This is a genomic window from Sphingomonas sp. Leaf230, from assembly GCF_001421745.1.
Classification (GTDB): Bacteria; Pseudomonadota; Alphaproteobacteria; order Sphingomonadales; family Sphingomonadaceae; genus Sphingomonas.
The window spans coordinates 938310-964299 of the sequence record NZ_LMKW01000001.1 but is presented as its reverse complement, the minus strand read 5'-3'; the positions used below and the strand labels follow the sequence as shown (position 1 = coordinate 964299).

At 65.7% G+C, this 25990-nt stretch carries 20 protein-coding genes and 1 pseudogene; 12 read left to right on the top strand and 9 right to left on the bottom strand.

Features of this window, described 5'->3' with window-relative positions; translation table 11 throughout:
- Window positions 1-77 precede the first annotated feature (77 nt).
- A complete protein-coding gene (locus ASE82_RS04160; protein WP_056059658.1) occupies window positions 78-1475 on the top strand; it encodes a DUF4139 domain-containing protein in 1398 nt (465 codons plus the stop codon).
- Window positions 1475-3034, top strand: a complete 1560-nt coding sequence (locus ASE82_RS04155) for a DUF4139 domain-containing protein (protein ID WP_056059201.1) — start codon at window positions 1475-1477, stop codon at window positions 3032-3034. Before ASE82_RS04160 ends, ASE82_RS04155 begins: the two co-directional genes overlap by 1 nt.
- 77 nt (window positions 3035-3111) lie before the next feature.
- Here the strand turns inward: ASE82_RS04155 and ASE82_RS04150 are convergent, their stop codons facing one another.
- From ASE82_RS04150 to ASE82_RS04135, 5 genes are all read right to left on the bottom strand, one after another.
- Window positions 3112-4005, bottom strand: coding sequence for an NAD(+)/NADH kinase (locus ASE82_RS04150; RefSeq protein WP_056059198.1), 894 nt, complete (start codon window positions 4003-4005; stop codon window positions 3112-3114).
- Complete coding sequence (locus tag ASE82_RS19780; RefSeq protein ID WP_200910648.1) at window positions 4005-4325, bottom strand: hypothetical protein; 321 nt, start codon at window positions 4323-4325, stop codon at window positions 4005-4007. Before ASE82_RS19780 ends, ASE82_RS04150 begins: the two co-directional genes overlap by 1 nt.
- Complete coding sequence (locus ASE82_RS04145) at window positions 4326-5003, bottom strand: SPFH domain-containing protein (RefSeq protein WP_200910647.1); 678 nt, start codon at window positions 5001-5003, stop codon at window positions 4326-4328.
- A gap of 5 nt (window positions 5004-5008) precedes the next feature.
- Window positions 5009-5737, bottom strand: a complete 729-nt coding sequence (locus ASE82_RS04140; protein WP_056059195.1) for an NUDIX hydrolase — start codon at window positions 5735-5737, stop codon at window positions 5009-5011.
- A 215-nt stretch (window positions 5738-5952) separates the two neighbouring features.
- Window positions 5953-7110, bottom strand: coding sequence for an alpha-hydroxy acid oxidase (locus tag ASE82_RS04135; RefSeq protein WP_056059193.1), 1158 nt, complete (start codon window positions 7108-7110; stop codon window positions 5953-5955).
- 234 nt (window positions 7111-7344) lie between these two features.
- Between ASE82_RS04135 and ASE82_RS20315 the strand changes: the two are divergent.
- From ASE82_RS20315 to ASE82_RS04085, 10 genes and pseudogenes are all read left to right on the top strand, one after another.
- A pseudogene (locus ASE82_RS20315) lies at window positions 7345-7785 on the top strand (NUDIX domain-containing protein).
- 130 nt (window positions 7786-7915) lie between these two features.
- On the top strand, window positions 7916-9400 hold the full coding sequence (locus tag ASE82_RS04125; protein ID WP_056059189.1) for a carboxylesterase/lipase family protein: 1485 nt from the start codon (window positions 7916-7918) through the stop codon (window positions 9398-9400).
- A gap of 9 nt (window positions 9401-9409) precedes the next feature.
- Window positions 9410-10171 carry an SDR family NAD(P)-dependent oxidoreductase gene (locus ASE82_RS04120; RefSeq protein ID WP_056059186.1) on the top strand — a complete coding sequence of 254 codons (762 nt, stop codon included), beginning with the start codon at window positions 9410-9412 and terminating at the stop codon, window positions 10169-10171.
- A gap of 129 nt (window positions 10172-10300) precedes the next feature.
- A complete protein-coding gene (locus tag ASE82_RS04115) occupies window positions 10301-12484 on the top strand; it encodes a TonB-dependent receptor (RefSeq protein ID WP_056059183.1) in 2184 nt (727 codons plus the stop codon).
- Between the two features lie 7 nt (window positions 12485-12491).
- On the top strand, window positions 12492-13889 hold the full coding sequence (locus ASE82_RS04110) for an FAD-binding oxidoreductase (RefSeq protein WP_200910646.1): 1398 nt from the start codon (window positions 12492-12494) through the stop codon (window positions 13887-13889).
- 82 nt (window positions 13890-13971) lie between these two features.
- On the top strand, window positions 13972-14907 hold the full coding sequence (locus ASE82_RS04105; RefSeq protein ID WP_056059177.1) for an alpha/beta hydrolase: 936 nt from the start codon (window positions 13972-13974) through the stop codon (window positions 14905-14907).
- 9 nt (window positions 14908-14916) lie between these two features.
- Entirely contained in the window at window positions 14917-16221 is a 1305-nt protein-coding gene (locus ASE82_RS04100; RefSeq protein ID WP_235524530.1) for an MFS transporter, read from the top strand.
- A 96-nt stretch (window positions 16222-16317) separates the two neighbouring features.
- Window positions 16318-17070: a helix-turn-helix transcriptional regulator gene (locus ASE82_RS04095; protein ID WP_056059653.1), complete on the top strand. Its 753-nt coding sequence runs from the start codon at window positions 16318-16320 to the stop codon at window positions 17068-17070.
- Window positions 17067-17777, top strand: coding sequence for a FadR/GntR family transcriptional regulator (locus ASE82_RS04090; RefSeq protein ID WP_056059174.1), 711 nt, complete (start codon window positions 17067-17069; stop codon window positions 17775-17777). The genes ASE82_RS04095 and ASE82_RS04090 overlap by 4 nt, the downstream gene beginning before the upstream one ends.
- Before the next feature lie 314 nt (window positions 17778-18091).
- Window positions 18092-18925 (top strand): serine hydrolase, encoded by an 834-nt coding sequence (locus ASE82_RS04085; protein ID WP_235524528.1) that lies wholly within the window; start codon window positions 18092-18094, stop codon window positions 18923-18925.
- A gap of 103 nt (window positions 18926-19028) precedes the next feature.
- Here the strand turns inward: ASE82_RS04085 and ASE82_RS04080 are convergent, their stop codons facing one another.
- From ASE82_RS04080 to ASE82_RS04065, 4 genes are all read right to left on the bottom strand, one after another.
- Window positions 19029-20366 (bottom strand): MFS transporter, encoded by a 1338-nt coding sequence (locus ASE82_RS04080; RefSeq protein WP_056059170.1) that lies wholly within the window; start codon window positions 20364-20366, stop codon window positions 19029-19031.
- Between the two features lie 181 nt (window positions 20367-20547).
- The gene (locus tag ASE82_RS04075; RefSeq protein ID WP_056059167.1) at window positions 20548-22344 is read right to left on the bottom strand and encodes an alpha-amylase family glycosyl hydrolase; all 1797 of its coding nucleotides are present in this window, start codon (window positions 22342-22344) and stop codon (window positions 20548-20550) included.
- 20 nt (window positions 22345-22364) lie between these two features.
- Window positions 22365-24875 carry a TonB-dependent receptor domain-containing protein gene (locus ASE82_RS04070; protein ID WP_056059164.1) on the bottom strand — a complete coding sequence of 837 codons (2511 nt, stop codon included), beginning with the start codon at window positions 24873-24875 and terminating at the stop codon, window positions 22365-22367.
- A gap of 98 nt (window positions 24876-24973) precedes the next feature.
- Window positions 24974-25957: a LacI family DNA-binding transcriptional regulator gene (locus ASE82_RS04065; protein ID WP_056059161.1), complete on the bottom strand. Its 984-nt coding sequence runs from the start codon at window positions 25955-25957 to the stop codon at window positions 24974-24976.
- Window positions 25958-25990: the final 33 nt, after the last annotated feature.

Here is a 25990-nt window from a genome sequence, read left to right as displayed (position 1 = left end):
GATCCGACCGCGTCATTGTCGCGCACTCAGGGGAGAATGGCGTGCGCGACAACATCTGGCGAGCGTATGGGCTGGCAATGCTGCTCGGATCGACGGCGGCGAGCGCCCAACAACTGCCGCCCCCCGCCGACTCGCCGACCGCGGGTAGCGCGCAGGGGGACGTGTCGGTTACCATCTACAACAACGACGTCGCGCTGGTGCAGGACGTGCGGTCGCTGGCCCTGGCAGACGGGCGGGTGCGGCAGAGCTTTCCCGACGTGAGCGCGTCGATCCGGCCGGAGACGGTATCGCTGACGGTGCCCGATGCCGCGATCGTCGAGCAGAACTTCGATTATGATCTGCTCAGCCCGTCGAGCCTGATGGAGAAAGCGGTGGGCGAGACGATCACGCTGGTGCGCACCAACCCCGCTACCGGCGCCGAGACCCGCGACCGTGCGAAAGTGTTGGCGGTCAATGGCGGCGTCGTCATCGAGGTGAACGGTCATGTCGAGGTGTTGCGCGACGACGGACTGCCTGTGCGCGCGATCTTCGACCGGGTGCCCGATGCGTTGCGAGCCCGTCCGACATTGTCGGTGACGTTGGCCAGCACGCGTGCGGGATCGCGCCCGGCGACACTGTCCTACCTGAGCCGTGGGCTGGGCTGGAGTGCCGACTATGTCGCTTTGTTCGACGACAAGAGTGGGACGGTGGACGTTCAAGGCTGGGTGACGTTGAAGAACACCAGCGGCACGACGTTCGGCAACGCCAGAACGTTGCTGGTTGCTGGCGAGGTCGGCAGCACGGATGATGACGGGAACGGCAATTACAACCCGCGCCGCCGCCGCATGACGACGACGACTCTGCCCGGAACCGAAAGCACCGCGCGCGGACAGCTTGGCGACTTCTATTTGTATCCTTTGGCTGAGCGCACCACGATCGCCGACAAGCAGACCAAGCAGGTCAGCTTCCTCGACGCGAAGGGCGTTGCGGCAAGCGCGGGCTATCGTTTCGAGAATGGCTGGCTGGGCAGCTCGGAGGAGCTACGAAGCGCGCAGTCGGTGCTCCGTTTCAGCAACTCGGGCGCGGCCGGCCTGGGCGACGCGCTGCCGGCGGGCGTGGTCCGGGTCTATGTCCGGGACGCGCGTGGCCAACCACAGTTCACGGGCGAGAACCGTATCGAGCATACTCCCCAAGGATCGACGATCGCGCTGCCCACCGGCGATGCCTTCGACGTGAAGGTGCAGCCAACCACCGTATCGCGGACGCGGCAGGGTGATAGTCGATGGCGTACGGCGATGCGGTATACGCTGACCAATGCGCGCGGCCGGCCGGTGACGGTCGAACTCGTGCAGGGGGGGCTCGACGGGGGCGACGTGCGCGTCGTTGCGGATAGCGCCAAGGGCGAGCGTCGCGACGCCGGTACAATGACGTGGCAAGTCGCGGTGCCGGCCAACGGCACCGCGACGGTAACTGCGACCTTCGACACCCGCTACTGATGCGGCTTTGGCTGCTCCTCGCGCTGCTGGCGGGCATTTTGTTGTCGGGAGGGGCGGAAGCGCAGACTCGGACGGCCATCGTTACGTCGTCCGCGCCCGATCACGTCGCGTTGACGGCATACCGCTCGCCTTACGGCAAGGGCGCGATGAACCTGCGGTATCTCGGTGGCTTCGCCCTGGTGACGGAGACCCGTCGCGTACGATTGCCTCGGGGATCCGCAGTGATCCGGTTCGAAGGCGTGGCGGAGGGGATCGTCCCTGTCAGCGCCATCGTTGACGGCCTACCTGGCGGCACGATCGAAAAGAACCGCGACGCCCGCCTGCTGTCGCCCGCCTCTCTGGTCGATGGCACGCTTGGTCGCGAGGTGACGCTGACCCGCACCGACAAGGCGAGCGGAAAATTGGTGAGTGAACCCGCGACGATCGTTGCAGGCCCGACACCGGGGGTTATCCTGCGCACGACTGCCGGGATCGAGGCGTTGCGCTGTTCGGGTCTGGCCGAACGGTTGAATTTCGCGCGGGTGCCAATGAGCCTGTCGAGCAAGCCGGTGCTGAGCGTAACGACGACCAGCCCGACGGCGCGCACGGTCACGGTGCGACTCTCCTATTTGTCCTCGGGCTTCGACTGGCGAGCGAGCTACGTCACGTCGCTTGCCGCCGACGGTCGCACGGTCGACCTGTTCGCTTGGCTGACTCTCGCCAACGGCAATCCGGAGATCTTCTCGAATGCGGACGTTCAGGCTGTCGCAGGCCGGCTCAACCGCGTCGCGGTCCCGGCGATGCCTGCGACGGCTGGTGCGCTGCGATTGGTCTGCTACCCGCTCGGCACCACGACCTCAGACCTGCGGCAAAAGCAATTCGAGCTAGCCGAAGAGATCGTGGTAACCGGATCGCGAGTCATGGCGTTCGCGCTATCTGCGCCGGTTCCGGCACCGCCACCACCGCCGCCACCACCGCCGCCGCCACCCGAGGACCTGGGCGACCTCAAGCTGTACCGCGTGCCGATGCCGACCACCGTCGTGGCCAGGGGACAGAAGCAGGTTGCCCTGATCGTTCAGAAGGCGGTGCCGGTCGAGCGGCGCTATCGGCGCGCAGTGTATCCCGGACAACAACTCGACGGTGTGCCGACGTCGATCGTGCTGGTGCTGAAGAACGATAAACAGCACAGCTTGGGCGTGCCGCTGCCCGCCGGCAGCACTGCGCTCTACGCGGATCAGGCAAGCGGGCGATTGCTTCTGGGTTTGGGAACGATCGGCGACCGCACAATTGGCGAAACGGTTCGTCTGGCTGCCGGCGTTAGTAGCCGTGTGACACTAACCCAGGCAGTCGCCGTGCTGAGCCCGATGGCAGCGCTAACTTCAGAAACCGCCGGTTCGCACGAGGCCGTCGTAACGGCGAGCAACGGCAACTCGTTTCCCGTGATGCTCGACGTGGCGATCGGCGCCGCGGGCCAGGCGATCCAAGCCGACGGCGACGAGGTTCGTAGTATCGACGGAATTTCTACTTGGTCGCCGCTGCTGCGACCGGGTGGCAAGGCCGTGTTGCGTTACCGCTACTGACGTCCCGAGCTAACCAGCACGAAGGCCGCTGTCTCGGGCGGCCGTGTTGGCCTTGAGCGAGCACAATGCCGAACGACTCAACCGGTGATGAGATGGAGGGTGCGGGTGGCGGGGGCGATGGTGACGCCGCGGCCCCAGTCGAAGGCGAAGAAGTCCTGTTCGACGCCGTCCGCGAAGATCACACCGCCATCGTTCATCCGCGACGTGACCGCGAGCGGCTGGCCTACGAGCTTGCCGGCACGAAGCGAGGTCGCGGTCGCCACGCTGGGGAAGGGTTCGCGCACGAAGAAGCCAACCGCGCGCTCCTGCGGATCGAGAGGGAGGGCGGCATGCGTCGCCTCCATGATCGAGCGGGCCCAGCCCGTCGCGCCGGTGCCCGACGCGACGATCAGCCCACTCGACGAATGGTCCTCGGCCTGGTCACCGCACGTGATCCGGTAGCGTGCAGACTGGTGACTGCGGTGACCGACGAACACCTCATTCAGCGCGAGCAGCCTTTCACCGGTATCCAGCCGCGCCTCGACCATCGTCCGCTGCTCGGCCGGCGCCGCACCCGAGACGCTCGCAGGCAGCAGCGCCGCCAAGCGGGCCAGCGGCACGCGCACTAGGACGCCATCGTACAGATCGGGAGCGGGGTTGAGCCCGAGCACGGGCTGCCCGTCGAGATACTTCGCGACGTTGGCGACCAGCCCATCCTGCCCGACCGCGACGATCACGTCCTCCGGGCCGAACAGGAACCGGTCGAGGTCGGCACGAGCGACGCCCGCTTGGCGCCAGTCGTCGGGAACGAGCGAGCGCGCTTCGTGCAGCGTGGCGTGGAATTGGCGGTGCCGATCCTCGATCACGTCGATGTCCTGGCCGCGCGTATCGAGAAAGAACTTCGCCTGCCCGCGCGTCGCGTGTCGTGCGAGCAGGAGGTCATAGTCGGTCTCGCGGGTGACGAAGACCGCGCGCGGGGCGTTGGTCGCCATCAGCGGGGCAGCGCAGTCTGAGCCGTCGGGGCTGGCTGTGCATTACGGAATTCGCCGAGCACGGTCGCGAGGAGGTCGGGCGTGATGTTCAGATGCTCGATCGTATCGAGCTTGCCCGCCAGTTCGCGCGCGGCGAGCCCGAGCATTACCCCCGGCGGCAGGTCGCGGTAGATTGTCATCCGGGCCTGCTCCGCTTCCGCCTTGGCACTTTCGATCGTGCGGATACGCTCGGCTTCCGCCCCCGCCTCGACCTGCTGCGCCTCGGCCAGACCGGTGGCGCGGTTGCGTGCGTTCTCGGCCTCCTGCGTGATGAGCAGCATTTAGCGGCGCGCGAGTTCGGTGCGATTGGCCAGTTCGTTCTCGGCGATCGCACGTTCCTTCTCGACCGCGAGCGCGCGGCGTTCGAACGTCGCCTGGTCGGCCTTTTGCTGGAGCGCCTCGAACGTCGGGGTCTGGAGCGCGCGTTCGAGTTCGCTCGATGGCGCAAGGTTGGTCAGGCGAACCGCGGTGACCGCGATACCAATTTCGTTCAGCGCCGGATCGTTGGCGAGCGCAGCCTCGAGCTGGTGGCGCAGCGGCTCCGGACCGGCATCGAGCAGCGCCCGCACCGAGCCCTGCGCGAGATATTGCAACGCGGCCTGGTTGACGAGCCCCGCGAGCCGGGTCTCGATCCGCTGGATCGGTTCGCTCTTATAGGCACCGGTAAGCAGGCCGAGGCTGAAATCGACGCGCGAGGCGAGCAGTTCGGGATCGGCGACGTGCCAGGTCAGCGTGCCCTGGATCGCCACGCTCTGGAAGTCCTGGCTGCGGCCCTTCACGAAGATCGCCATCTCGCGGTCGTCCATCGGCAGCTCGGCGATGCTCGCGGTCTCCGGACGGAACCAGAAGACCAGCCCGCGCCCGCTCTGCTTCACCTTGCCGCTGCGGTAGCGGATCACGTGGTTGCTCGCATCGCTGCGCAATTGGGCAAGGAAACCGAGGTTCTTGATCGAGGCCATGACGGTTACTCCTGTGTCGAATGGTGGCGGAAGAGTTCGGCGGGACGGAACGATGCACCGGTCTCGCGTTCGCCGGTCGCCACCAGCGTGTTCGTGGCGAGCATGCGGCGGCGAAAGGCGGGCTTGTTGAGCGGTCGCCCGAGGATCGTCTCGTGGACGTCCTGCAGTGCCCGAAGCGTGAAGCGTTCGGGCAGCAGCGCGAAGGCGACATCCGAGTAATCGAGCTTGCCGCGCAGTCGCAGCATCGCGAGCCCGAGCATCTCGGCATGGTCGAATGCGAGCGGCAGCGCGTCTCCATCCTGTGACCGCGCCTCGACCGGCCCGCCGGTCTCGCCGGACCAGGGGACGACGAGTTCGGCCAATATCAGGTCGGGCGCCGCCTTCAGCGCGGCTGCGAAGCGGGCAGGGGGAAGCAGTGCGAAATACGCGACGCTGATCACCCGGGTGCGCGGGTCACGGTCGACCGTGCCGAACGTGTAGAGCTGTTCGATATAGGCGTCCGCCATCCGTACTTTCGTTTCTAGCACGCGGTGTGCCGCGGCATCGAGGCTCTCGTCGATGCCGGCGAACCCACCGGGTAGCGACCACGCACCAAGGCAAGGATGTTCGGGACGCTGCATGAGCAACGCGGCGGGCCTGCCGTTGACGACGCTGGCCAGGATTAGATCGACCGCAACCGATGGGCGCTCGTACCGGTGTGGATCATATCCATCGAGGAACTCAGTCTCGTTCATCTGACACCCATATATCCTTCTGGCATATTACTAATATGCGGGAGGGATATATGTCAACAGTGGTCGTGCTAGGGGCGGATCACGGTTTGGATTGAGGCAAGGAATTCAGCATATGCCTTGGAAGGCGCCGTCCGACAGGTTGGCAGCCACAGACAACGCTTGGATCACGTCAGACGTGATAACGATGACGATCAAAAGGTACTGGCGGATTTCGGCTAGGCGCGATTGGGTCGAACATGGCGGGGAGCCAAGGCCGCGATATCGTTCACGCCCGCCAGGGTCATCGTACGCTCGAACTCCTCCGTGAGCAGCGTCAGTACGCGGTCGACGCCTGCTTCTCCGCCTGCCGCCAAGCCGTACAGATAGGGGCGTCCAATCGAACAGGCGGTCGCGCCCAGCGCCAGCGCCTTCACGATGTCCGAGCCACGCCGAATGCCGCCGTCACAGATGACGTCCGGCGCATCGCCGACGGCGTCACGTACTGCGGCGATCTGATCGATTGGCGCAGGCGCTCCATCGAGTTGGCGTCCGCCATGATTGGATACCATCACGCCGGTCGCCCCCGAAGCGATCGACCGGCGCGCGTCCTCCGGCGTCATCACGCCCTTGATCGCGAGCGGCCCGTTCCACTCGCGCGCTAGCCATTCGACATCGCGCCAACCGACTGAGCGATCGAACTGGCCACCGATATAGTCGAACAGACTCATCGGCCCCGATGCGAGCGCGTCGATCTTGTGGCTGACGTTCGCGAGATCGAATTTCGATCCTGTCAGGGCGGGCAGCGACCATGAAGGATGACGCGCAAAGCTAAGGAGCGACTTGAGCGTCAGCTTGGGCGGTAGCGACAGTCCGCTGCGCCGGTCTCTCTCCCGGTTGCCGGCGACGGGCGTATCGACGGTCAGCGCCAGCCCGTGGAAACCTGCGTCCCGGCAGCGCGCGACGAACTCCGCGGTCAGGCCGCGGTCCTTGAAGATATAGATCTGAAAAACCTTCGGCCCGGCGAACGCCTGGGCAAGATCTTCGAGCCGCGTCGTTCCCATCGTCGACAGGCTGTAGAGGATGCCGTGCCGCGCGGCTGCGCGCGCCACGGCCAGTTCGGAGTGGCCGTGGAACATCCGGGTAAGCCCGGTCGGCGCCAGCATCAGCGGCCAGCGCGATAGCTGTCCGAACAGCGTCGTCCCGGTCCGGATAGCCGAGACATCGTTCAGCACGTCCGGCACCAGCTCGTAGTTCGAGAATGCATCGACGTTTCGGCGCAGCGACACCTCGTCGTCGGCACCACCGTCGATATAGTCGAAGATCGGTCGCGGCAGCCGTTTGCGCGCCAGCAGACGCAGGTCGGCTATGTTGTTCGCCCGTCGAAGTCGCGTCATCGGTCCCGCCACTTTTCTATCGCCACTGACTGCTTCCGTGATCAGAATGTCGAAGATACGATTGTAATCTGCGCGCGTTCGGAGCGAGCTACAAAAGCCTTCGCTGTGCCCGTCCGCTGGTTGGCTGTGCCTCCCAACGACCTCGGGCGTAAAACCAGGTTCTTGGGTACCTTGCGACGAATCGATCACAAGCAGGGGAATGGACGCGTGGGTGTACGTCATCGGTTGATCGGCATGGCAGCCAAGCTGGTATGGCGGATAGGCAAGCCGCGAACGATCGGTGTTCGCGCGCTCCTGCTGGATCGGGACGGGCGGGTCGCGCTGGTGCGGCATACCTATGCCGATCACTGGTATCTGCCGGGCGGCGGCGTGAAGAAGGGCGAGAGTATCGCCGCCGCGCTGATGTGAGAGCTTGCCGAGGAGGTGGCGATCGCCGATCCGGTGATCGAGCGGGTGCTCGGCGTCTATCACAGTCGCGGGGAGGGCAAGGACGACCATATCGTGATCTTCGTCGTGCGAACCGCGGCAAGTGGTGTTCTCGCCCGCGCCGATTTGCGGGAGATCGAACAGGCTGGCTGGTTCACGCTGGACGACCTGCCGGAGACCACATCTCCCGCGACCAGGCGGCGCATCGCCGAATACCGGCAGGGCTCGACCGGAACCGGGGCTTGGTAATACGACGTACGCTGGCCCGCCGGACTGCACGATAAAAGCAACGATGCGCATAACGTGAGTTCGCGACATGCGTTGCCGGACTGCTACCTTTGTCCTCCGACCGGAGCCGCGGTCGGATGGAGAGAACATCGTGAGCCAACCCATCGTCTCGACCGCCGACGGTATCGTGCAGGGGAGTGCCGCAGGCGACGTGCGGCGGTTCCTGGGCGTGCCCTACGCCGCGGCGCCGGTGGGCGCGAACCGGTTCGCGCCGCCACAACCGGTCGTGCCGTGGTCAGACGTACGCGACGCGACGGTGACCGGCCCCAATGCGCCGCAGCGGACCAAGGCGTTCCCAGGCCTCGATACCGTGCCGCTGATCGGCGAGGGTTGGGCGCCGGGCGACGACTATCTGACGGCGAATATCTGGCGGCCCGATGACCACCGGACTGGCCTGCCGGTGATGGTGTTCATCCACGGTGGCGGGTTCGTGATCGGCAGCAAGGATGCGCCGGTGCAGGACGGCAGCACGTTCGCACGCGATGGCGTGATCTGCGTCGCGATCAATTACCGGATGGGCGTGGACGGCTTCCTGCCGATCCCGGGCGTGCCGACCAACCTGGGTTTGCGCGACATGATCGCAGCGCTGACATGGGTACGGGACGGGATAACCGCGTTCGGCGGCGATCCGGACAACGTCACGGTGTTCGGTGAGTCCGCGGGTGCCATGGCGATCGCCGATCTGATCGCCTCGCCGCTCGCCAAGGGATTGTTCCGGCGCGCGATCGTCCAGAGCGGCCATGGCGGAATGACGCGGTCGGTCCCGGTGATGCAGCGGCTGGTGAAGAAGCTCGCGAAGATCCTGAAAATCACGCCCGACGCAGCCGGTTTTGGCAGCGTAGCGTATGACCGCCTGATCGACGCGGTCGAGGCGGTATCGGCACCGACTGCGCGGATCGATCTGCGAGATGAGGCGGGCCACGAACCGGTGTTCGGAATAAGCCGCTTCGTTCCCGTCCACGGCGACGACGTGCTGCCCCAGCGTCCGCTCGATGCGCTGGCTAACGGCGCTGGCGCGGAGGTCGATCTGCTGATCGGCACCAATGCCGAGGAGATGAACCTGTATCTCGTTCCCACTGGCGTACGCGACAAGATCGGACGTTTGCTGGCGACCTATGTCCTCCACAAGTCGCAACCGCATGCGCGCAAGGTGCTGAAGGCCTACGGGATCGGGACGAAGGGCCGCAAACCCGGGCAGGCGCTGACTGATGCGATGAACGATCTCGTCTTTCGCTGGCCCGCGCGCCGCTTTGCCGAGGCGCACAAGGGGCGCACGCATATGTACGAGTTCGACTGGCGGTCGCCGATGTTCGGTGGCGAGCTTGGCGCGTCGCACGGCATGGAGCTGCCGTTCGTGTTCGACTCCTTGGCGTGTGCGACCGGCGATCAGGGTCTGTGCGGCCCCAATCCGCCACAGGATCTCGCCGAACGGATGCACGCGCTGTGGATCCGGTTCGCGACCGACGGCCGCCTGCCCTGGGGCGAATTCGATGCCGAAACGCGACAGGTCTATTCGCTTGTCCGGCAGGAGGCGCGGCACGAGCCCGTCATGCCGGCCGCACCCTTCCTACCCTGAGGACCGACCATGTATCTCGAAAGACTGAAGCTGACGGGCCGCCGTGCGCTCGTGACGGGTGGCGCGGCGGGGATCGGCCTGGCCTGTGCCGAAGCGCTGGCGGAGATGGGCGCGCACGTGACGATCGCCGACCGCGACGAGACGGCGATCGCGGCAGGACAGGCGGCGCTCTCAAGCAAGGGCTATGCGGTCGACGGTATCGGGATGGACGTTACCGATTCCGCCCGCGTGACCACCGTCGCCGATCAGCTCGGGGCGATCGACATCCTCGTCAACAACGCCGGCATCGCACGCAGTGAAACCCCAGCCGAAGACGTCGCCGACGAGCATTGGCTGAACGTACTCGACGTCAATCTCAACGGCACCTTCTGGTGCGCGCGCGCCTTTGGCCGGCACATGCTGGCGGCGGGGAAGGGTGCTATCGTCAATGTCGGGTCGATGAGCGGTTTCATCGTCAACCGACCGCAGCCGCAAAGCTATTACAACGCGTCGAAAGCCGCGGTGCACCAGCTGACCAAGAGCCTCGCTGCCGAATGGGCGCCACGCGGCGTCCGCGTCAACGCGGTTGCGCCGACCTACATCAACACCGTTCTCAACAGCTTCGCGGATCGCGAGGGCGAAATGTACAAGCGCTGGATCGACGGCACGCCGCAGGGCCGTCTCGGCGAACCCGAAGAAGTCGCATCGATCGTCGCGTTCCTAGCGTCGGATGCGGCGAGCCTGATGACCGGCAGCATCGTCCTCGCGGACGGCGGCTATAGCTGTTGGTAACGCACCGATCGGCGAAGCCCGCGAGCCGGACGGCATAGCTCGAGACCTTTCATACAGGTAGGCTATCGGATAGCTCTGAGCGTAGAAGTAGCCGGCAATGGATCGGCGCTCTAAAGGGATGAGGATCCAATGCGCTTTAAGACATTGCTCGCCGCAGGATGCGCCGCCGCCGCCTTCACCACCGTGCCAGCCGTCGCTCAGGACGCTGCCGTATCGGCGACGCAGGACGCCGCCGATACGGCCAAGACCGCAACGCCCGTCAGCTCCGATGACATCGTCGTCACCGCCCGCCAGCGCCAGGAGTCGTTGAAGGACGTGCCGATCGCGGTGACCGCGATCACGGGCGACCGGCTGAAGGAACTGCAGGTCAACACGGTGAAGGACGTCGCGTCCTACACGCCGGGCCTCAACATCAATTCGGACAGCGTCGGTCGCGCGTTCGTGTCGATCCGCGGCATCGGTACGACGCTGATCGACACGGTACAGCCGGGCGTCGGCATCTTCATCGACGGCGTCTATCAGCCGAACACATCGTACCTCAACTCGCCGATCGTCGACGTCGCGCGGATCGAGGTGTTGCGCGGGCCGCAGGGTACGCTGTTCGGCAACAACACGCTGGGCGGCGCGATCAACGTCATCACGCGCCAGCCGGGCAATGACTGGGAAGGGCGGTTCGACGCTGCGGTCGCCGGCACGGACAATTACGCCTCGGTCTCGGGCTCGGTCAGCGGGCCGATCGTGCGCGACCTGCTCCAGTTCCGCCTGGGTGCGTCCTATCACGAGCAGGACGGCTTCATGCGCAACACGCTGACGATCGGCGACATGAACCCACTGAAACAGCAGAGCGTCGGCGGCACGCTGCGCTTCACGCCGGCCGACTGGGCGGTGTTCACCGTCAACGGCAATTACGACCAGACCGCGGGCGGCAGCACGTCGTATATTCATGTCGCCGGGCCGACCGATTACCGCCTCGACGGCGCGACCAACGTCCTCAACCGTGCGGTGATCGACTATTACGGCGCGAGCGTGAAGGGCGAGTTCGACGCCGCCTCGCTCAAGACCAAGATCACCGCGATCGGCGCCTACAACCAGAAGAATGTCGCCGGGATCAACGACGGCGATTTCGGCCCCGTCGACCTGCTCCGCACCCGCGGCGGTTCGACCTTGAAGACCAAGACTGCCGAACTGCGCTTCGATACGCAGTGGAGCGACGCGTTCTCGACGTTGATCGGGCTGTACGGCAACCGCTACACGCAGACGAGTGATCAGCTGACGACGATCGATTTCCGCGCGCTGCTGGGGCCGACCTTCCCGGCGCCGGCCTCGACCACGCCGTCGTCGACCTATGTCCGCAACGACACCCGCGCGATCTTCGCCACCGCGTTCCTGAAAGTCGGCACGCTCGATCTCGCGGTCGGTGGGCGCTACGATCACCAGAAGCTGGTCGCGAGCCAGGTCAACGGCACGACGCCGTATACGGCGCCCGAGTACAAGAAGGACCAGTTCCAACCGCGCGTCACGCTGACGCAGCACTGGACACCGGCGGTGATGAGCTACGCCTCGGTCGCCAAGGGTATCCGCGGCGGTGGCCAGAACGGTCCGGGTACGCGGCCGGAGGATGCGACCTACAAGGGCGACAATGTCTGGACCTACGAACTTGGCACCAAGTTCGACGCGTTCGACCGTCGCCTGACGATCAACGCCGACGTGTTCTATAACGACTACAAGGACTTCATCGGCCAGAACTCGCTCGCGCCCAACACCAGCGGGGGATTCGTCGCGATCAACCTCAATACCGGTACGGTCGAAAGCTACGGCGCCGAAGTGGAGGCGCATCTACGCGTGACGAACCAGTGGCGGATCGATGCCGGCGCATCCTATCTCCATGCCCGCATCACCGACGACAGCCAGTATTTCGCGACCACTGGCGTCCACGTATCGAGCGACCGGATCATCTTCACGCCCGATTACAACTTCAACTTCAATACGACCTACACCGTGCCGGTCGGCGCCAATGCGGTGCTGCTCGACGCCGGGATCTTCGGGAAGGGCAGCCGCATCGGCTCCTCGCTCGACCCCAATGTCGCGCCGAAACTATCGGCCTATGCGATCACCAACGCTTCGCTCGGCTTCCGTTTCTCCAGCGGCCTGACCATCACGGCGTTCGGCACGAACCTGTTCAACACCAAGTTCATCGAAAGCTATATCGACAAGTCTGCGCTGGTGCGGGCCGGGCTCGCGCCGCTGGCGTCGAACCTCGCCATCCAGGGCGACCGCCGCCGCTACGGCGTGCGCGCGAGCTTCCGGTTCTAGGATGACCATGCATTTCGACCCCATAGAACGCGCACCGCTCGACCCGGCGTTCGTCGCGGCGCTCAAGCAGCGTTTCGATGATGCGCTGCACATGACCGACGCGATGCGGCTCCACCACGGCAGCAGCGAGGCGCATTTCGCACCGATGCTGCCCGACGCGGTCGTCTTTTGCCGGTCGACCGAGGAGGTCGTCGATCTCGTCAAGCTGTGCACCGCCGCCAAGGTGCCGATCGTGCCGTTCGGTGCAGGAACCTCGATCGAGGGCAACACGCTGGCGGTGCACGGCGGCGTCTCGATCGACCTGTCCGAGATGACGCAGATCGTCTCGGTCAACGCCGAGGACTTCGACTGCACGGTGCAGGCCGGCGTCCGCCGCGAACAGCTCAACGAGCACATCCGCGACCTGGGGCTGTTCTTCCCGATCGACCCAGGCGCGAACGCGACGATCGGCGGCATGGCCGCGACGCGGGCGAGCGGGACCAACGCGGTGCGCTACGGCACGATGCGTGAGGCAGTCTTGAGCCTGCGCGTGGTGACGCCCGACGGCCGCGAGATCCGCACGAGCCGCCGCGCGCGCAAGTCGGCGGCGGGGTATGACCTGACGCGGCTGTTCGTCGGCTCCGAGGGTACGCTCGGCATCATCACCGAGGTCACGCTGCGGCTGCACGGCATTCCCGAGGCGATCTCGTCCGCGGTGTGCAGCTTCGACACGCTGAACGGCGCGGTCGATACGGTGGTGCAGGCGATCCAGATCGGCGTGCCGCTCGCCCGCGTCGAAATCCTCGACGACATGCAGATGAAGGCGGTCAACGCCTGGTCGAAGCTCGATTATCCCGAACTGACGACGCTGTTCTTCGAATTCCATGGCTCGCCGCGCTATGTCGACGAACAAGCCGAGACGGTGCGCGAACTCGCGGCGGCGAACGGCGGCGGCGACTTCCGCTGGTCCAACCTGCCCGAGGAACGCTCGAAGCTGTGGAAGGCGCGGCACGAGGCCTATTATGCGGCGGTCAATCTGCGCCCCGGCGCGGTCGGCTGGGCGACCGACGTGTGCGTGCCGATCAGCCGCCTGGCGGAATGCATCGGCGAGACCAAGGCCGATCTCCAGGCCTCGTCGGTCCCGGCGACCATTCTCGGCCATGTCGGCGACGGCAATTTCCACGTCGTCTTCTCGATCGATCCGGAGTCCGAGGCCGAACTGGCCGAGGTGTCGGCAATCAACGCGCGGATGGTCGAGCGTGCGCTGGCGATGGACGGCACCTGCACCGGCGAGCACGGCATCGGCATCGGCAAACAGGACTGGCTGGTCGCCGAACTGGGCGATGCGGTCGATCTGATGCGGACGCTGAAGCATGCGTTGGACCCGCACAACCTGTTCAATCCGGGCAAGATCTTCGCGTTCTGAACTACTCCCCTCCCTGGAAGGGAGGGGCTGGGGGTGCCCCCCCACCCCCTCCCTTCCAGGGAGGGGGGAAGAAGGATTTGATATGGACAGCCTGCACCTCGTCGACCCTACGCTCCGCCCGCTGCTGGAAATCATGCCGCGGATATCGCTCACAGACGACATCCTGCCGGCGATGCGCGACCGGCCGTCGATGTTGCCGCCGGCCGACGAGTCGCTGGCGACGCTGGAGATCCATACGGTTCCAGGGCCTGCCGGAGCCCCGGATATCGACCTGCACGTCTTCCGTCCGGTGGGCGTCACTGGCGTCCTGCCCTGTATCTATCACATCCACGGCGGCGGTTATGTGATGGGCAAGGTCAGCGATTATGATCCTTTGGTCCGTCCGCTGATCGCGGACCTGCAATGTATGATGGTGTCGGTCGAGTATCGCCTCGCGCCCGAGACGAATTTCCCGGGTCCGATCGAGGATTGCTATGCCGGGCTCGCCTGGACGATCGCGAATGCCGACCGGCTCGGCATCGATCCGACCCGGCTCGGTGTGCTGGGGCAGAGCGCAGGCGGCGGTTACGCGGCGGCGCTGGCGCTGATGGTGCGCGACCGTGGGGAGTATGCGCTCGCGTTCCAGCACCTGATCTACCCGATGCTCGACGACCGTACCTGCACCGCACCGCCGCATCCGTACGCCGGCGAGTTTATCTGGACCGCACAGAGCAACCGCTTCGGCTGGACCTCGCTTCTCGGCCACGCCCCCGGTGGCGACGACGTCTCGCCCTACGCGGCCCCAGCCCGCGCGACCGACCTCAGCAACCTGCCGCGTGCCTATATCGCGACCGGTGCGCTCGATCTCTTCGTCGACGAGGACATCGACTACGCGACACGGCTGATCCGCGCGGGCGTGCCGGTCGAGCTTCACGTCTACCCCGGCGGCTATCACGCCTTCGATGTCTTCGCCGACGGTCCGGTCTCGCAACAGGCGCGCCGCGACAGCCACGAGGCACTGTGCCGTGCGCTTGCATAAGGACCCTGCATGACCGATTTCGCCCGACCGATCGAGGCCACCTCACCGCCGTTCGCAAGAACGCTGTTGCCGTTGCTCGCGCTCGCGCTGGCGATGGCGGTCGGCTTCACGATGATGGGCTCGTTCGGAACGGTGCAGGAGGGCGCGAAGGCCGAACTCCACCTCAGCGACTATACGTTGAGTTTGATCCAGGGACTGTCGGCGGCACTGCCGCTCGCCGTCTTCTCGATCCCGATCGGTATCCTGGTCGATCGCTACAACCGCGTGCGGATGATGATCGCGCTCGCGCTAGTGTGGACGCTCGGCACGGTGCTAACCGCGTTCGCGCAGGGCGTACCGGTGTTGTTTGTGGCGCGCATGCTGACTGGGATCGGCACGACCGGCGCCTTGACTGCGGCGCTGTCGCTGTGCGCAGACTTCTGCGTCCCAACGCAGCGGGGCAGGGCAATGCTGATCGTCAACCTCGGCAAGTCGCTCGGCGTCGCGCTCGCCTTGGGCTTGTCGGGCGCGCTGTTCGGCCTGTTCGCGCATGGCGACGCGCCGGCGTGGTTTTCAGGCATGATGCCGTGGCGCAGCGTCCATCTGGGCCTCGCGGTCATCAGCGTGATTGCCATTCTGCCGCTGTTCCTGTTGCGCGAGCCGGCGCGCCAGGAGGTTGCGGCGGGCACGCATGCGCCGTTCAAGGCCGTCGCTGGCGAGCTCTGGGCAAGACGCGTGTTCCTGATCCCGTTGTTCATCGGCCAGATCAGCGTGGTGATGGCCGATGCCGCCGCCGGGATCTGGGTCTCGCCGGTCCTGTCGCGCAATTTCCACCTGCAGCCCGACCAGTTCGCCGGCTGGATGGGCACGCTGCTCTTTGGCTCGGGCGTCGTGGGTGCGATCGTCGGTGGGCTGTCCGCCGACCGGGGACAGAAGAGCGGGCGGCGCGGTGGCTTGCTGATCGGTGCGATAGTTGCCGCCGCCGTCGGTGTGCCCGCAGCGTTGTTCCCGATCATGCCCTCGGTTCCGCTGTTCGGGGTCGCCGTCGGCCTGCTCGTGACGTGCGGCGCAGTGACGGGCGTAGTGACCTCGGTGGCGTTGACAGTGCTCATTCCCAACGAACTGCGCGGGTTGTGCATCGGCGCGTTCATCGCGATCGCCGGGCTGATCGGCTACGGCCTCGCACCGACGCTCGTCGCGGCGGCGAGCGGCGTGCTGGGCGGCGAGGCGCATCTCGCGCAGGGTCTCGCGATCGTCGGCGTGGTGACCAGTGCGATCTCCGTCGTCGCCTTCACGATTGCGATGCGGCGCGCACCGGTATCGGCAACGGCCTGACCTGTAAGATAGCTCTTGCGTGAGCTATCCGATAGCTGCATGATCGACCCAATCCCGGCAATCGGGAACAGGAGATCGGTGTTGGGCGAGGATAGCATGCAGAAGGAACGGGTCACGGTGTCGCCCGAGATGGCGGCATTCATCGGCGAGGGCCTGGTCGACCCGACGGCTGTTTCCGCCGACGCGGTGGTCCTTTGCTTCACGCTCGGCGAGGACGCGCCGGCGCAGGTCACCGTCACCACCGGCACGGTTCCCTCGGAGGGGCGCGCGATCCTCGTCCTCGCGGTCGAACGTGGCGCCTGCCTGCGGGTCTTCGATTACGCGCCCGACGCGAGCATCGCGTGCCATCTGCCGAGCGAGTTGCGGATGATGGTCGCGGCGATCCTCGATTGCACGCTGCCCGAACCCTGGCGCAGCACGCATCGTTCGGCAAAATGCATCGAGCTCCTGTCCAGCACGTTCCAGCGGATCGTCGAGGACGACCTTGTCCCTCTCGCGGGGGCCGGGCAATTGTCCGCTCGCGACAGCCAGCGGATCGTCGCGGCGAAGCGGATGATCGACGAGCGCTGGGGCGAGAAGATGACGCTCGATTCGATCGCGCGCGCCTGTGGACTGAACCGGGCGAAGCTGACGCGCGGCTTCCGCGACATGTTCGCCTGCACGGTCGCCGACGCGCTTCTCGACCGGCGGCTGGGGGCGGCCCGTCAGCTGCTGATCGCGACCGACCTGCCGGTATCGTCGATCGGGTACCAGTGCGGCTATCTCAACAACGCGAGTTTCACGCGTGCCTTCTCGCGGCAGTTCGGCGCGACCCCGTCCTCGCTGCGCGCACCGCGGCTCGCGGCATGAGAGCAGCGAGCCTGCGACTGATCGAGGGCGGCTCGCTCGTCGACCAGGCGGTTCACGCGGTCCGCACGCATATCCGCACCAACGACATGAAGGTCGGCGATACGCTGCCATCCGAGGGGCATTTCGCGACCGAGCTGGGTGTCAGCCGGCCGGTGCTGCGCGAAGCGTTCGGCGCGCTGGCGGCGTTGCGGCTGATCGACGTGGGCAATGGCCGGCGTGCACGCGTTGCCGCGATCGACGGATCGGTGATGGCGACGTCGCTGGATCACGCGGTGGCGACGGCGCAGATCTCGATGGTGCAGATCTGGGACGTGCGCCGCACGTTGGAACTGCGCACCGCCGAACTCGCCGCGATCGAGCGCACCGACGACGAGGCACGGACGATCGTTGGCTTAGCCGAAGCGATGGAAGCGGCCGGTACCGATGTCGACGCGCTGACCCGCCACGACATCGCGTTCCACCAGGCGATCGCGCAGGCGGGGCGCAATATGCTGTTCCTGCAGATCGTCCGCTCGTTCGCTCCGATGATGGTCCACGCGGTGCCTGCCGCCTGGGCAACGCGAACCACCGCACGGCAGCGTACCGCCGTGTTGGTGCACCATCATAACCTAGCGCGCGCGATCGCCGACCGTGACCCGAAAGCGGCGATCGCGGCCATGAGCACGCATTTCGTCGCGTCCATCGGCGATCTTTTTGCGCGTCTATGAGGTGCGCTCAGCCGGCATCGTTTTCTCCGGGGCCGGTAACTTTTGAATCTTTCGACTTCGACGCTTACGCGCAGGCGTTGGCATCATTGACCGCATGGGACCTAGTCGCGGCGGCCGCTGCCATGTCAAAAGCGACGGGCGGAAGAGCCAGATACCGGACATGGCTGGCTTCGCTACCCTTCGCATGCCATTCGCCGTTGTTCGTTCCTCAGCGGCATGCAACATGATGCGTTCATGTTTTTCGGTCTAGCATCTCCACTTCGACGACGGACGACATTCAAGGACGACTGATGCGCGCACCTCGGCTTTCCTGCTTGTTTCTCTCGAGCATCGCCGCTAGCCTCCTCGTTGCGACACCGGCGACTGCAGACTCGATTGCGCCTACCGGGCTCGAACGCGTGTTGAGTTTGCTGGTCGCGGAACGCTCCGGTGACTACGGCATCGCTGCCCTGGACCTTCGCGATGGCTCGACCGCGTCCGTCAGGGGGGACACGCCGTTTCCGATGGCGAGCACGGTCAAGATCGCGATTGCCGCCGCCTACCTTGCCGATGTCGATCAAGGTCGCCGTACGCTCAGCGATATGATCGTCGGTCGTCCCGCCGCGAAGGTCATGGAATTGATGATCGTTCATAGCGACAACGAGGCGACCGACCAGTTGCTTGCCGCTCTCGGGGGCCCCGTCGCGATCCAGCAGTGGCTCTCGTCGCACAGGATTACCGGCATCCGAATGGATCGGACCATCGCCCAGTTGCTGAGGGAGCGTGGCCACCTTGCCGACAGCAAGGATGTCGCCACGCCGATCGCCATGGTCACGTTGTTGAACAAGCTCGACAACGGCACCGTCCTGGCAGCGCAAAGTCGTCAATTCCTGCTCGAATTGATGAGCCGCTGCCAGACGGGCACGCGCCGTATCCGCGCCCTGCTTCCCGCGGGTACCAGGGTGGAGGACAAGACCGGTACGCTCGACGGTATCACCAATGACGTCGGGTTCATCACCATGCCGGACGGCCGCCGCGTCGCAATCGTGGTGTTCGCGCGAGGGGGGCGCGACCGCCAGCCGGTTATCGCCGAAGTCTCACGCGCGATATACGACTATTTCGCCGACAGCGCCCGCAACGCGCTCGCTCTCTTCATGCAGATGCGATGACCAAGGTTTAGTTACCGGCCTGCCGCGAACTATGGGCGGCACAGTTTTTGCCAAACCGCAAAGCATGTCACTGGCCGGATACTTAGCCGCCTCGGACCCTGGCCTAGGCGGAGGTCTCAGAGGGCGACACCGATGCGCTCATGGTTACGCGCGTGGTGGCCACCGCGCCGAGCACCATCAGTGCGCCGCCGAGGTACAGGATGTTGCGCGGTTCGCCGCCCATGACGGAGTGGTAGAACAGCGGGACGGTGAGGCTCTCGATGATCATCGGGATGACGATGAACATGTTGAAGATGCCCATGTAGACGCCGTTGCGCTCGGGGGGGATCATGTCGATCAGCATGATGTACGGATTGCCCATCATGCTCGCCCAGCCGATGCCGATGCCGAGCATCGCGACGAACAGCGCGGGCTCGGTGCGCAGGCCGGGGATCGCCAGCATCGCGATGCCTGACGCGAGCAGGCAGGCGGCGTGCGCACTCTTGGCGCCCCAGCGGCGGGCGAGCGGGACCAGCGCGATCGCCGCGGCGAAGGCGACGGCGTTGTAGAACGCGCCGAGCTGGCCGACGGTGAGTACGGTATCGCGAAACGCTTCGCTCTTGGCGTCCGACGTACCATGCAGCGAGCGTGCGACCGCGAAGGTGATGAACTGCCAGTAGGCGAACATCGCGTACCATTGGCACAGCATCGCCAGCGCGAGCTGTCGCATTGGCTTGGGCATCTCGACCAGTGCGGTCTTGAGATCGCGGAGCGTGCCGCCGAGCGTCAGCGGTTCCTTCGCCAGCCGGGCCTTCTCTTCCGCGGGCAGGGGCAGTTCAGGCACGCGGACGACCGACCAAACGATCGTCGCGAGCGACAGCACCGCGCCGATCAGGAAGGCGATCCGCGTGATGTCGGGGATACCGTTGCCATCCACGGCGTCTTTGTTGAAGCCGATCCACACCAGCAGCGACGGCGCCAGATACGACAGCGTCTGCGCGAGGCCGGTAAAGGCCGATTGCGTCAGGAAGCCGGCCGCGCGTTGATCGTCGGGCAGGCGATCGCCGACATAGGCGCGATACGGCTCCATCGTCACGTTGTTGGCCGCGTCGAGCACCCACAACAGGCTGGCCGCCACCCACAGGGTCGGGCTGTACGGCATCGCGAGCAGGCACAGGCTGCAAAGAATTGCGCCGACCAGGAAATAGGGGGTGCGGCGGCCGATCCGGGTCGAGGTCCGGTCGCTCATCGCGCCGATCAGCGGCTGGATCAGCAGGCCAGTCATCGGCCCGGCGAGCCATAGCAGCGGCAGGCTCGCCTCGTCCGCGCCGAGATAGCCGTAGATCGGCGCCATGTTGGCCTGTTGCAGACCGAACGAGAATTGCAGCCCGAGGAAGCCGAGGTTCATCTCGATGAGACGCATCAGCGAGAGGCGGGGCTTGGTCATGAGGCCGAGGTTCATTGCTATGCCCCTTGTACGCAATAATCTGGTGCGAACCGATCGATCCTCCCCCGCCAGGGGGAGGTGGCGCCGAAGGTGACGGAGGGGGAGGACACGGAACCAGCGTTTCGCATGCTTCCCCCTCCGTCTGGCAAGGGCCAAACACCTCCCCCTTGCGGGGGAGGATTGAGAAAGTGGCGGTTCACGTTGCGGGGCCTGCCCAGATAACGCCCCAGGGTTCGACGGCGAGCGTGTGACCGCAAGGCTGTTCGGACAGGCGATCCTGCCAGCCCGCCAAGCCATCTACTCGCACGGGAGCGCCAGAAAAGTTCAGGAGCACCCGGTCGCTCCCGCAACCGATCCCGAGCAGTGCAGGGGAACCCGTCGCGATCGTCGTCGGCGAACCCGCGCCACCGCTCGCAATACGTGCCGTGCGCAGTGCTTCCAGGTCGCCGCTGATCCGCGGTGCGGCCGCGCCATCGAGCACCGTCCAATCCATCTCCGGCCGGTGCAGCCAGCGGCCTTCGTGCGCGCGCTCGGGATCGCTGAGATAGCTGGTGTCGTTGAGCAGCCCCGCCTCGTCGCCCATATAGGTCGTCGCCAGACCACCACTCGCGATAGACAGCGCGTTGAGCAGCGCGATCCGCCGGAACGCCATTTCGCGCGCGTCTTCGTCCTTGGCCGCTTCAAGGCCGGCCAGCGACGCCATCGTCCCGTTCGAGCCATGCAGCACCGACCCGTCCGACTGGAACGGCGCACCGCGTGCCCAGCTGCCGTCACCGCCTTCGAGGAAGCGCGCCGCTACCTTGAGCCGCGCGACCGGATCGGGGTCGATCCCAGCGAGGTCGCCGATCACTGCGCCCCAGCCGATATCGTCGTGGCACCGCGCGTAACTGAGCCAGTTGGCGCCACGCGGCAGGCCACCGCTCGCCTCGACGATCTCGTGGGGCAGGGTGGCGGATTGTTCGGCGAGCGCGACCCAGCCTGCGACCATCAGCGAATTGTTGTACACGAGATGGCATTCGGGCTCGAACCCGCCATTCCAGTCCGCGCCCTCGTCCGCCCCGAAATACGGCGGCACCAGCGCGGTGGGCACGATCGCCTCGGCTTTCAGCAACGTTGCCGGCGCGACGATGTCGAGCGCCGCTCGGAGTGCCCGGACGATGAAGTGCGCCTCCGGACGGTTGCGGCAATCGGTGCCGATCTGCTTCCACAGGAACGCGATCGAGTCGAGCCGGAACGCCTCGAAGCCGTGGTTCGCCAGCCGCAGCATCGTGTCGACGATCGCGAGCATCACCTCGGGGTTGGACCAGTTGAGGTCCCACTGGAATGGATAGAAGGTTGTCCAGACCTGTCCCCCCATTGCCGGCACTTCCGTGAAGTTGCCCGGTGCGGTCGTCGGAAATACCTGCGGCAGATCGGCTTCGTACGCCTGCGCTTCGTCTTCGCTCAGCACGTGATAAAAGGCGCGATAGTGCGGATCGCCGGCCAGTGCCGCCTTCGCCCAAGCATGATCGTCGGCAGTGTGATTAAGCGCGAGATCTACGCACAGGCTTATTTGCCCGTCGCGCAGCCGTGCGGCAAGCCGCTCGACATCAGCCATCTTCCCCAGCCGCGGCTCGATCGCGAGATAGTCCGCGACCGCGAACCCGCCATCGCTGTCGCCCTCGCGTGCCTTCAGCAGCGCGAGCAAATGGAGGTAGCGGACGCCGAGCGATTCGAGGTGGTCGACCCGGTCGATCAGCCCGCCGACGGTGCCGGCGAACCGATCGACATAGGTCGAATAGCCGAGCATGTCGGGCGCGACGAACCAGTCGGGATCGGCCAGTCGCGCTTCGTCGAGCGCGACCATCGCCGATGGTCGTTCGGCCGCCCGGTCGCGGAGGATCGTCCCCATCCGCGGCCAGAGCGTCGCCAGCCGATCGGTGCCGTACAGGCGTTCGAGCTGGCGTTTGAGGAGGGGGGCGAGCGCTTCAAGACGGCGCTCGGTGGAGGTCATAGTCACGCTCACCCGCCCGATCAGAAGCCGACGCGGACCGCGGCGGAGATTGTCCGGCCGGTGATCGAGCGCGCCCGGACGATGCCGTTGGTCGGGATCGCGCCTTCCTCCGCTTCGGTGATGCCCTTCACGTCGAACAGATTGTTGCCGTTGATCGACAGCGTGACGTTCTCGGTCGGGTGCACCGACACGAACGCGTTAACCTGCGTATAGCCGGGCATCTTCAGCCCGTTATTGTCCTGTGCGTAGCTGTCGGTGGTGCCGATCACGTTCGCGCCGACGGTCAGACGACCGACATCGACCTGCGGGGTCGCCTGGAAGATGAACTTGGCCTGGCGACGTGGGCGGTTGCCCTCGACTGCGGGGTTGAGAACGTCCTTGGTGATCTCCGCATCGGTGTAGGTGCCGCCTGCCGACAGCGAGAACGGCCCGCGTGCGATCCGGCCCTCGAGCTCGACGCCCTTCGCCTCATATTCGCGGTTGAAGAAACGCTGCGTCGTCGCCTCGAAATTCTGCTCTTCGGTGCGTGCCCAGAAGCCGGTGGCATAGAGCGAGAGACCGTTCTGGCGGAACTTGAACCCACCTTCGAGCTGGCGGACGAAATCGACCGCCGCGCCTTCGTCGGTCAGGCCGCCCGTGGTCGTGTTGATCGAGGGGCCGAACAACAGGCGATCGGCGTTGGCGCGACCGCCGCGGCTGTAGCGGGCGAACAGCGCGGTGCTGTCGGTCAGGCGATAGTTCGCGCCACCCGAGTAGGACAGGTAATCATAGTTGTAGTTGAGTGGCGAGCGGCGCGTCGGGATGATCGCGACCTGACGCTCGGGCGCCGAGATCACGCCATTACCGTTGATGTCGAACGTCGTGAGGCCGCTGCCGAAGCCTGCACCCAGATCCGAACCCGCGACGCTACCGCGTGCCCGACCGAAATCGTAGCGCAGCGAGCCGTCGATGTTGAAGCGGCCGATCTCCAGACCGAGCTGCGCGAACGGTGCATAGGTCGTGTAGTCGAGATCGTACGACCGGCGGCAGCAATTGCCGAAGCCGAATGCCGAATACCCCGGCGTGCCGTTCTGCGTGACAGGAACGCCCGCCGCGGTGCGCACGTCGACCAGCTCCGAGCGGCCGTCATCGGCGACGGTCTGGACGAACGAGTTCCACAGCCAGTCGCTCTTGATGTCCTGGCGCGAGGCGTAGAAGCCGCCGGTGATCGCCAGCGTTCCCGAACCCACCGGCACCGAGCCGTTGAGGCGGATGTCGTTGGTGATGTTGTTGAGGCTCTTCAGGTCGACGTCAAACAGTACGACGTTCGCCAGCAGGCCATTGCCGTTGAGCGACGCGGGGTTGGCGATCCGTTGACCGTTCTGCGGTCCGCTCGCGTAGAACAGCTGCGCGCCGGCGCCACCGATGCCGTTGGCGATCGACTGCGCCGAACCGACGGCCGAGGGGAACGGCGAGGTGAAGCCGCCCGAGATATCCGAATAGCGGAACCGCTCGACGATGTTCCAGCCGTCCGCGACCGGGATCTGCGTCTCCAGGCCCGCCAAATAGACGACGGGGTGCTGGCCGTCGCGGATCGAGCGCGTGACGAGCTGGTTGTTGCCGTCGAGCGTCTGCACGGTGCGGATATCGGCACTGTGCAGCGTGCCGTTGTTGATCGAGAAATTAGCGATGTTGCTGTAGGTCGGGTCGCTGTTCGTACCGCTCACCTGTACCGGGTTCGGCAAATAGCCGATCGCGCGGTCGTCGAGATACTTGCCGTACAGGCGGACATAGCCGCCGTCGCCGAACGACTTGGTGATGTTCGCCTTGAACTGGCCGCCCTTGACGCCATCGAAGCCGACTTCGCGCTGGCCGTCACCGATCCGGTAGAATCCCCCGAAATGATAGGTCAGCGTGTCGGACAGCTTGCCGCCCTGGTCGAAATCGACGCGGAACTCGCGGTAGTCGAGCCCGCTGCTGAGCTGGAACGCGCCGCCTTCCTGCTCGCCGGTCTTCGAGATGAAGTTGATCACGCCGCCGGGCGAGTTCGACGCAAAGGTCGAGGCCGAACCGCCGCGGACCGACTCGACCGTCCGGACGTTGAAATCGGCGCGCAGGAAGATGTCGGCATTGCCGAACGTGATGTCGCCGAATTCGAGGATCGGCAGGCCGTCTTCCTGCAACTGGAGGAACTTCGAGCCGCCCGATGCGACCGGCAGGCCGCGAACCGAGATGTTCGCGTTGCCGTCGCCGCCCGATGCCTCGACCCGGATGCCGGGGAGGTTGCGGAGCAGTTCACCCGAGGTGCGCGGCGCGAGCTGGATCAGCGCATCCGAGCTGATCGAGCTGGTCGTGATCGACGTGTTGAGCTTGTTCGTGCCGCGCGCGACCGCGGTCACGACGATGTCGTCCTGCGGGATGTCGGCAGCGGGAGCAGCGGAGGTGTCGACCGGCGTGGTGGCCGGATCGGCCTGCGGTGCGGTCTGTGCGGCGCCTGCGGTGGCGAACGATGCGGCGGCGATGCCAGCCAGCAATGCGTGACGTACTTTCATGCGACTCTCCCTGCGCGACGGCTTTCTGAGAAGCCCAAGGTCGCCTCCTACCGTCGCTGCAATCGATTGCAACATGTTTTCACAATCGATTGCAGAAATCAGGCGGACTGTCTCTTTATCAGCGCAGGGGCAACGATCGCGGACTCGGCTGGCTCGCCGGCGACCCGCTTCAACAGGCGGTCGACCATCAATTTCGCCCCGATCGCAAGATCTTGGCGGATAGTCGTCAACGATGGGGAGGTATGTGCCGCCAGAGAGACGTCGTCATAGCCGATCACCGCGGTCGTGGTGGGAACGTCGATCCCCGCTTCGGCCAGCGCGCGCAGCACGCTCATCGCCGCAACGTCCGATGCGGCGAAGATCGCGTCGGGAACGGTGCCGCCCGCGAGATGCGCCGCCACCGCGGCATGAACCGTTTCGGGGCTCATAGCGGTTGCCAGCACCGAGTAGGCGATACCGGCCTCGTCGGCCGCAGCAGCGAACCCGGCAAAGCGGTCGGCAAACTCGGGCGGGGCAGGGTCGCCGACGAACAACAGCCGCTGCCGGCCTTGCGCGATCAGATGGTTCGCAGCCAGCCGCCCGCCCGCGACATTGTCCGAACCGATCGTCAGGTGATGCTGGCCGGGACGGTTCGCGCCCCACACGATCAACGGCCGATAGCGCTGCGAAACCCGCTCGATCGCCGCGAACTGGTCCGACTGGCCGACCAGCAGCAAGCCATCGATGCGTCCGCTGTCGACCAGCCGTTCGAGCCAGTCCTCGGCATCCGGAATCACCCGCGACAAGAGGATGTCATAGCCGCGCTCGACCAGCAGGTCGGCGAGAAATCCGAGCAGCGACAGGAAGAACGGGTCGGTCAGATGCTGCGTCTTCGCGTGCCCCAGCGGCAGGACCAGTCCGATCGCGCCGGTGCTCTTCATCCGCAGGTTGCGCGCAAGCTGGTTGGGCCGCACGTCATGCTCGCGCGCCAGCAAGCGTATCCGCTCGCGCGTCTGCTCGTTCACGGAGGAATGCCCGGCAAGCGCGCGCGACACGGTTGCGGTCGAAACGCCCGCGAGTGCGGCCAGGTCGGCGAGTTTCATTGTGATGGAGTTCCTCGTCGGTACGCGCGTAGG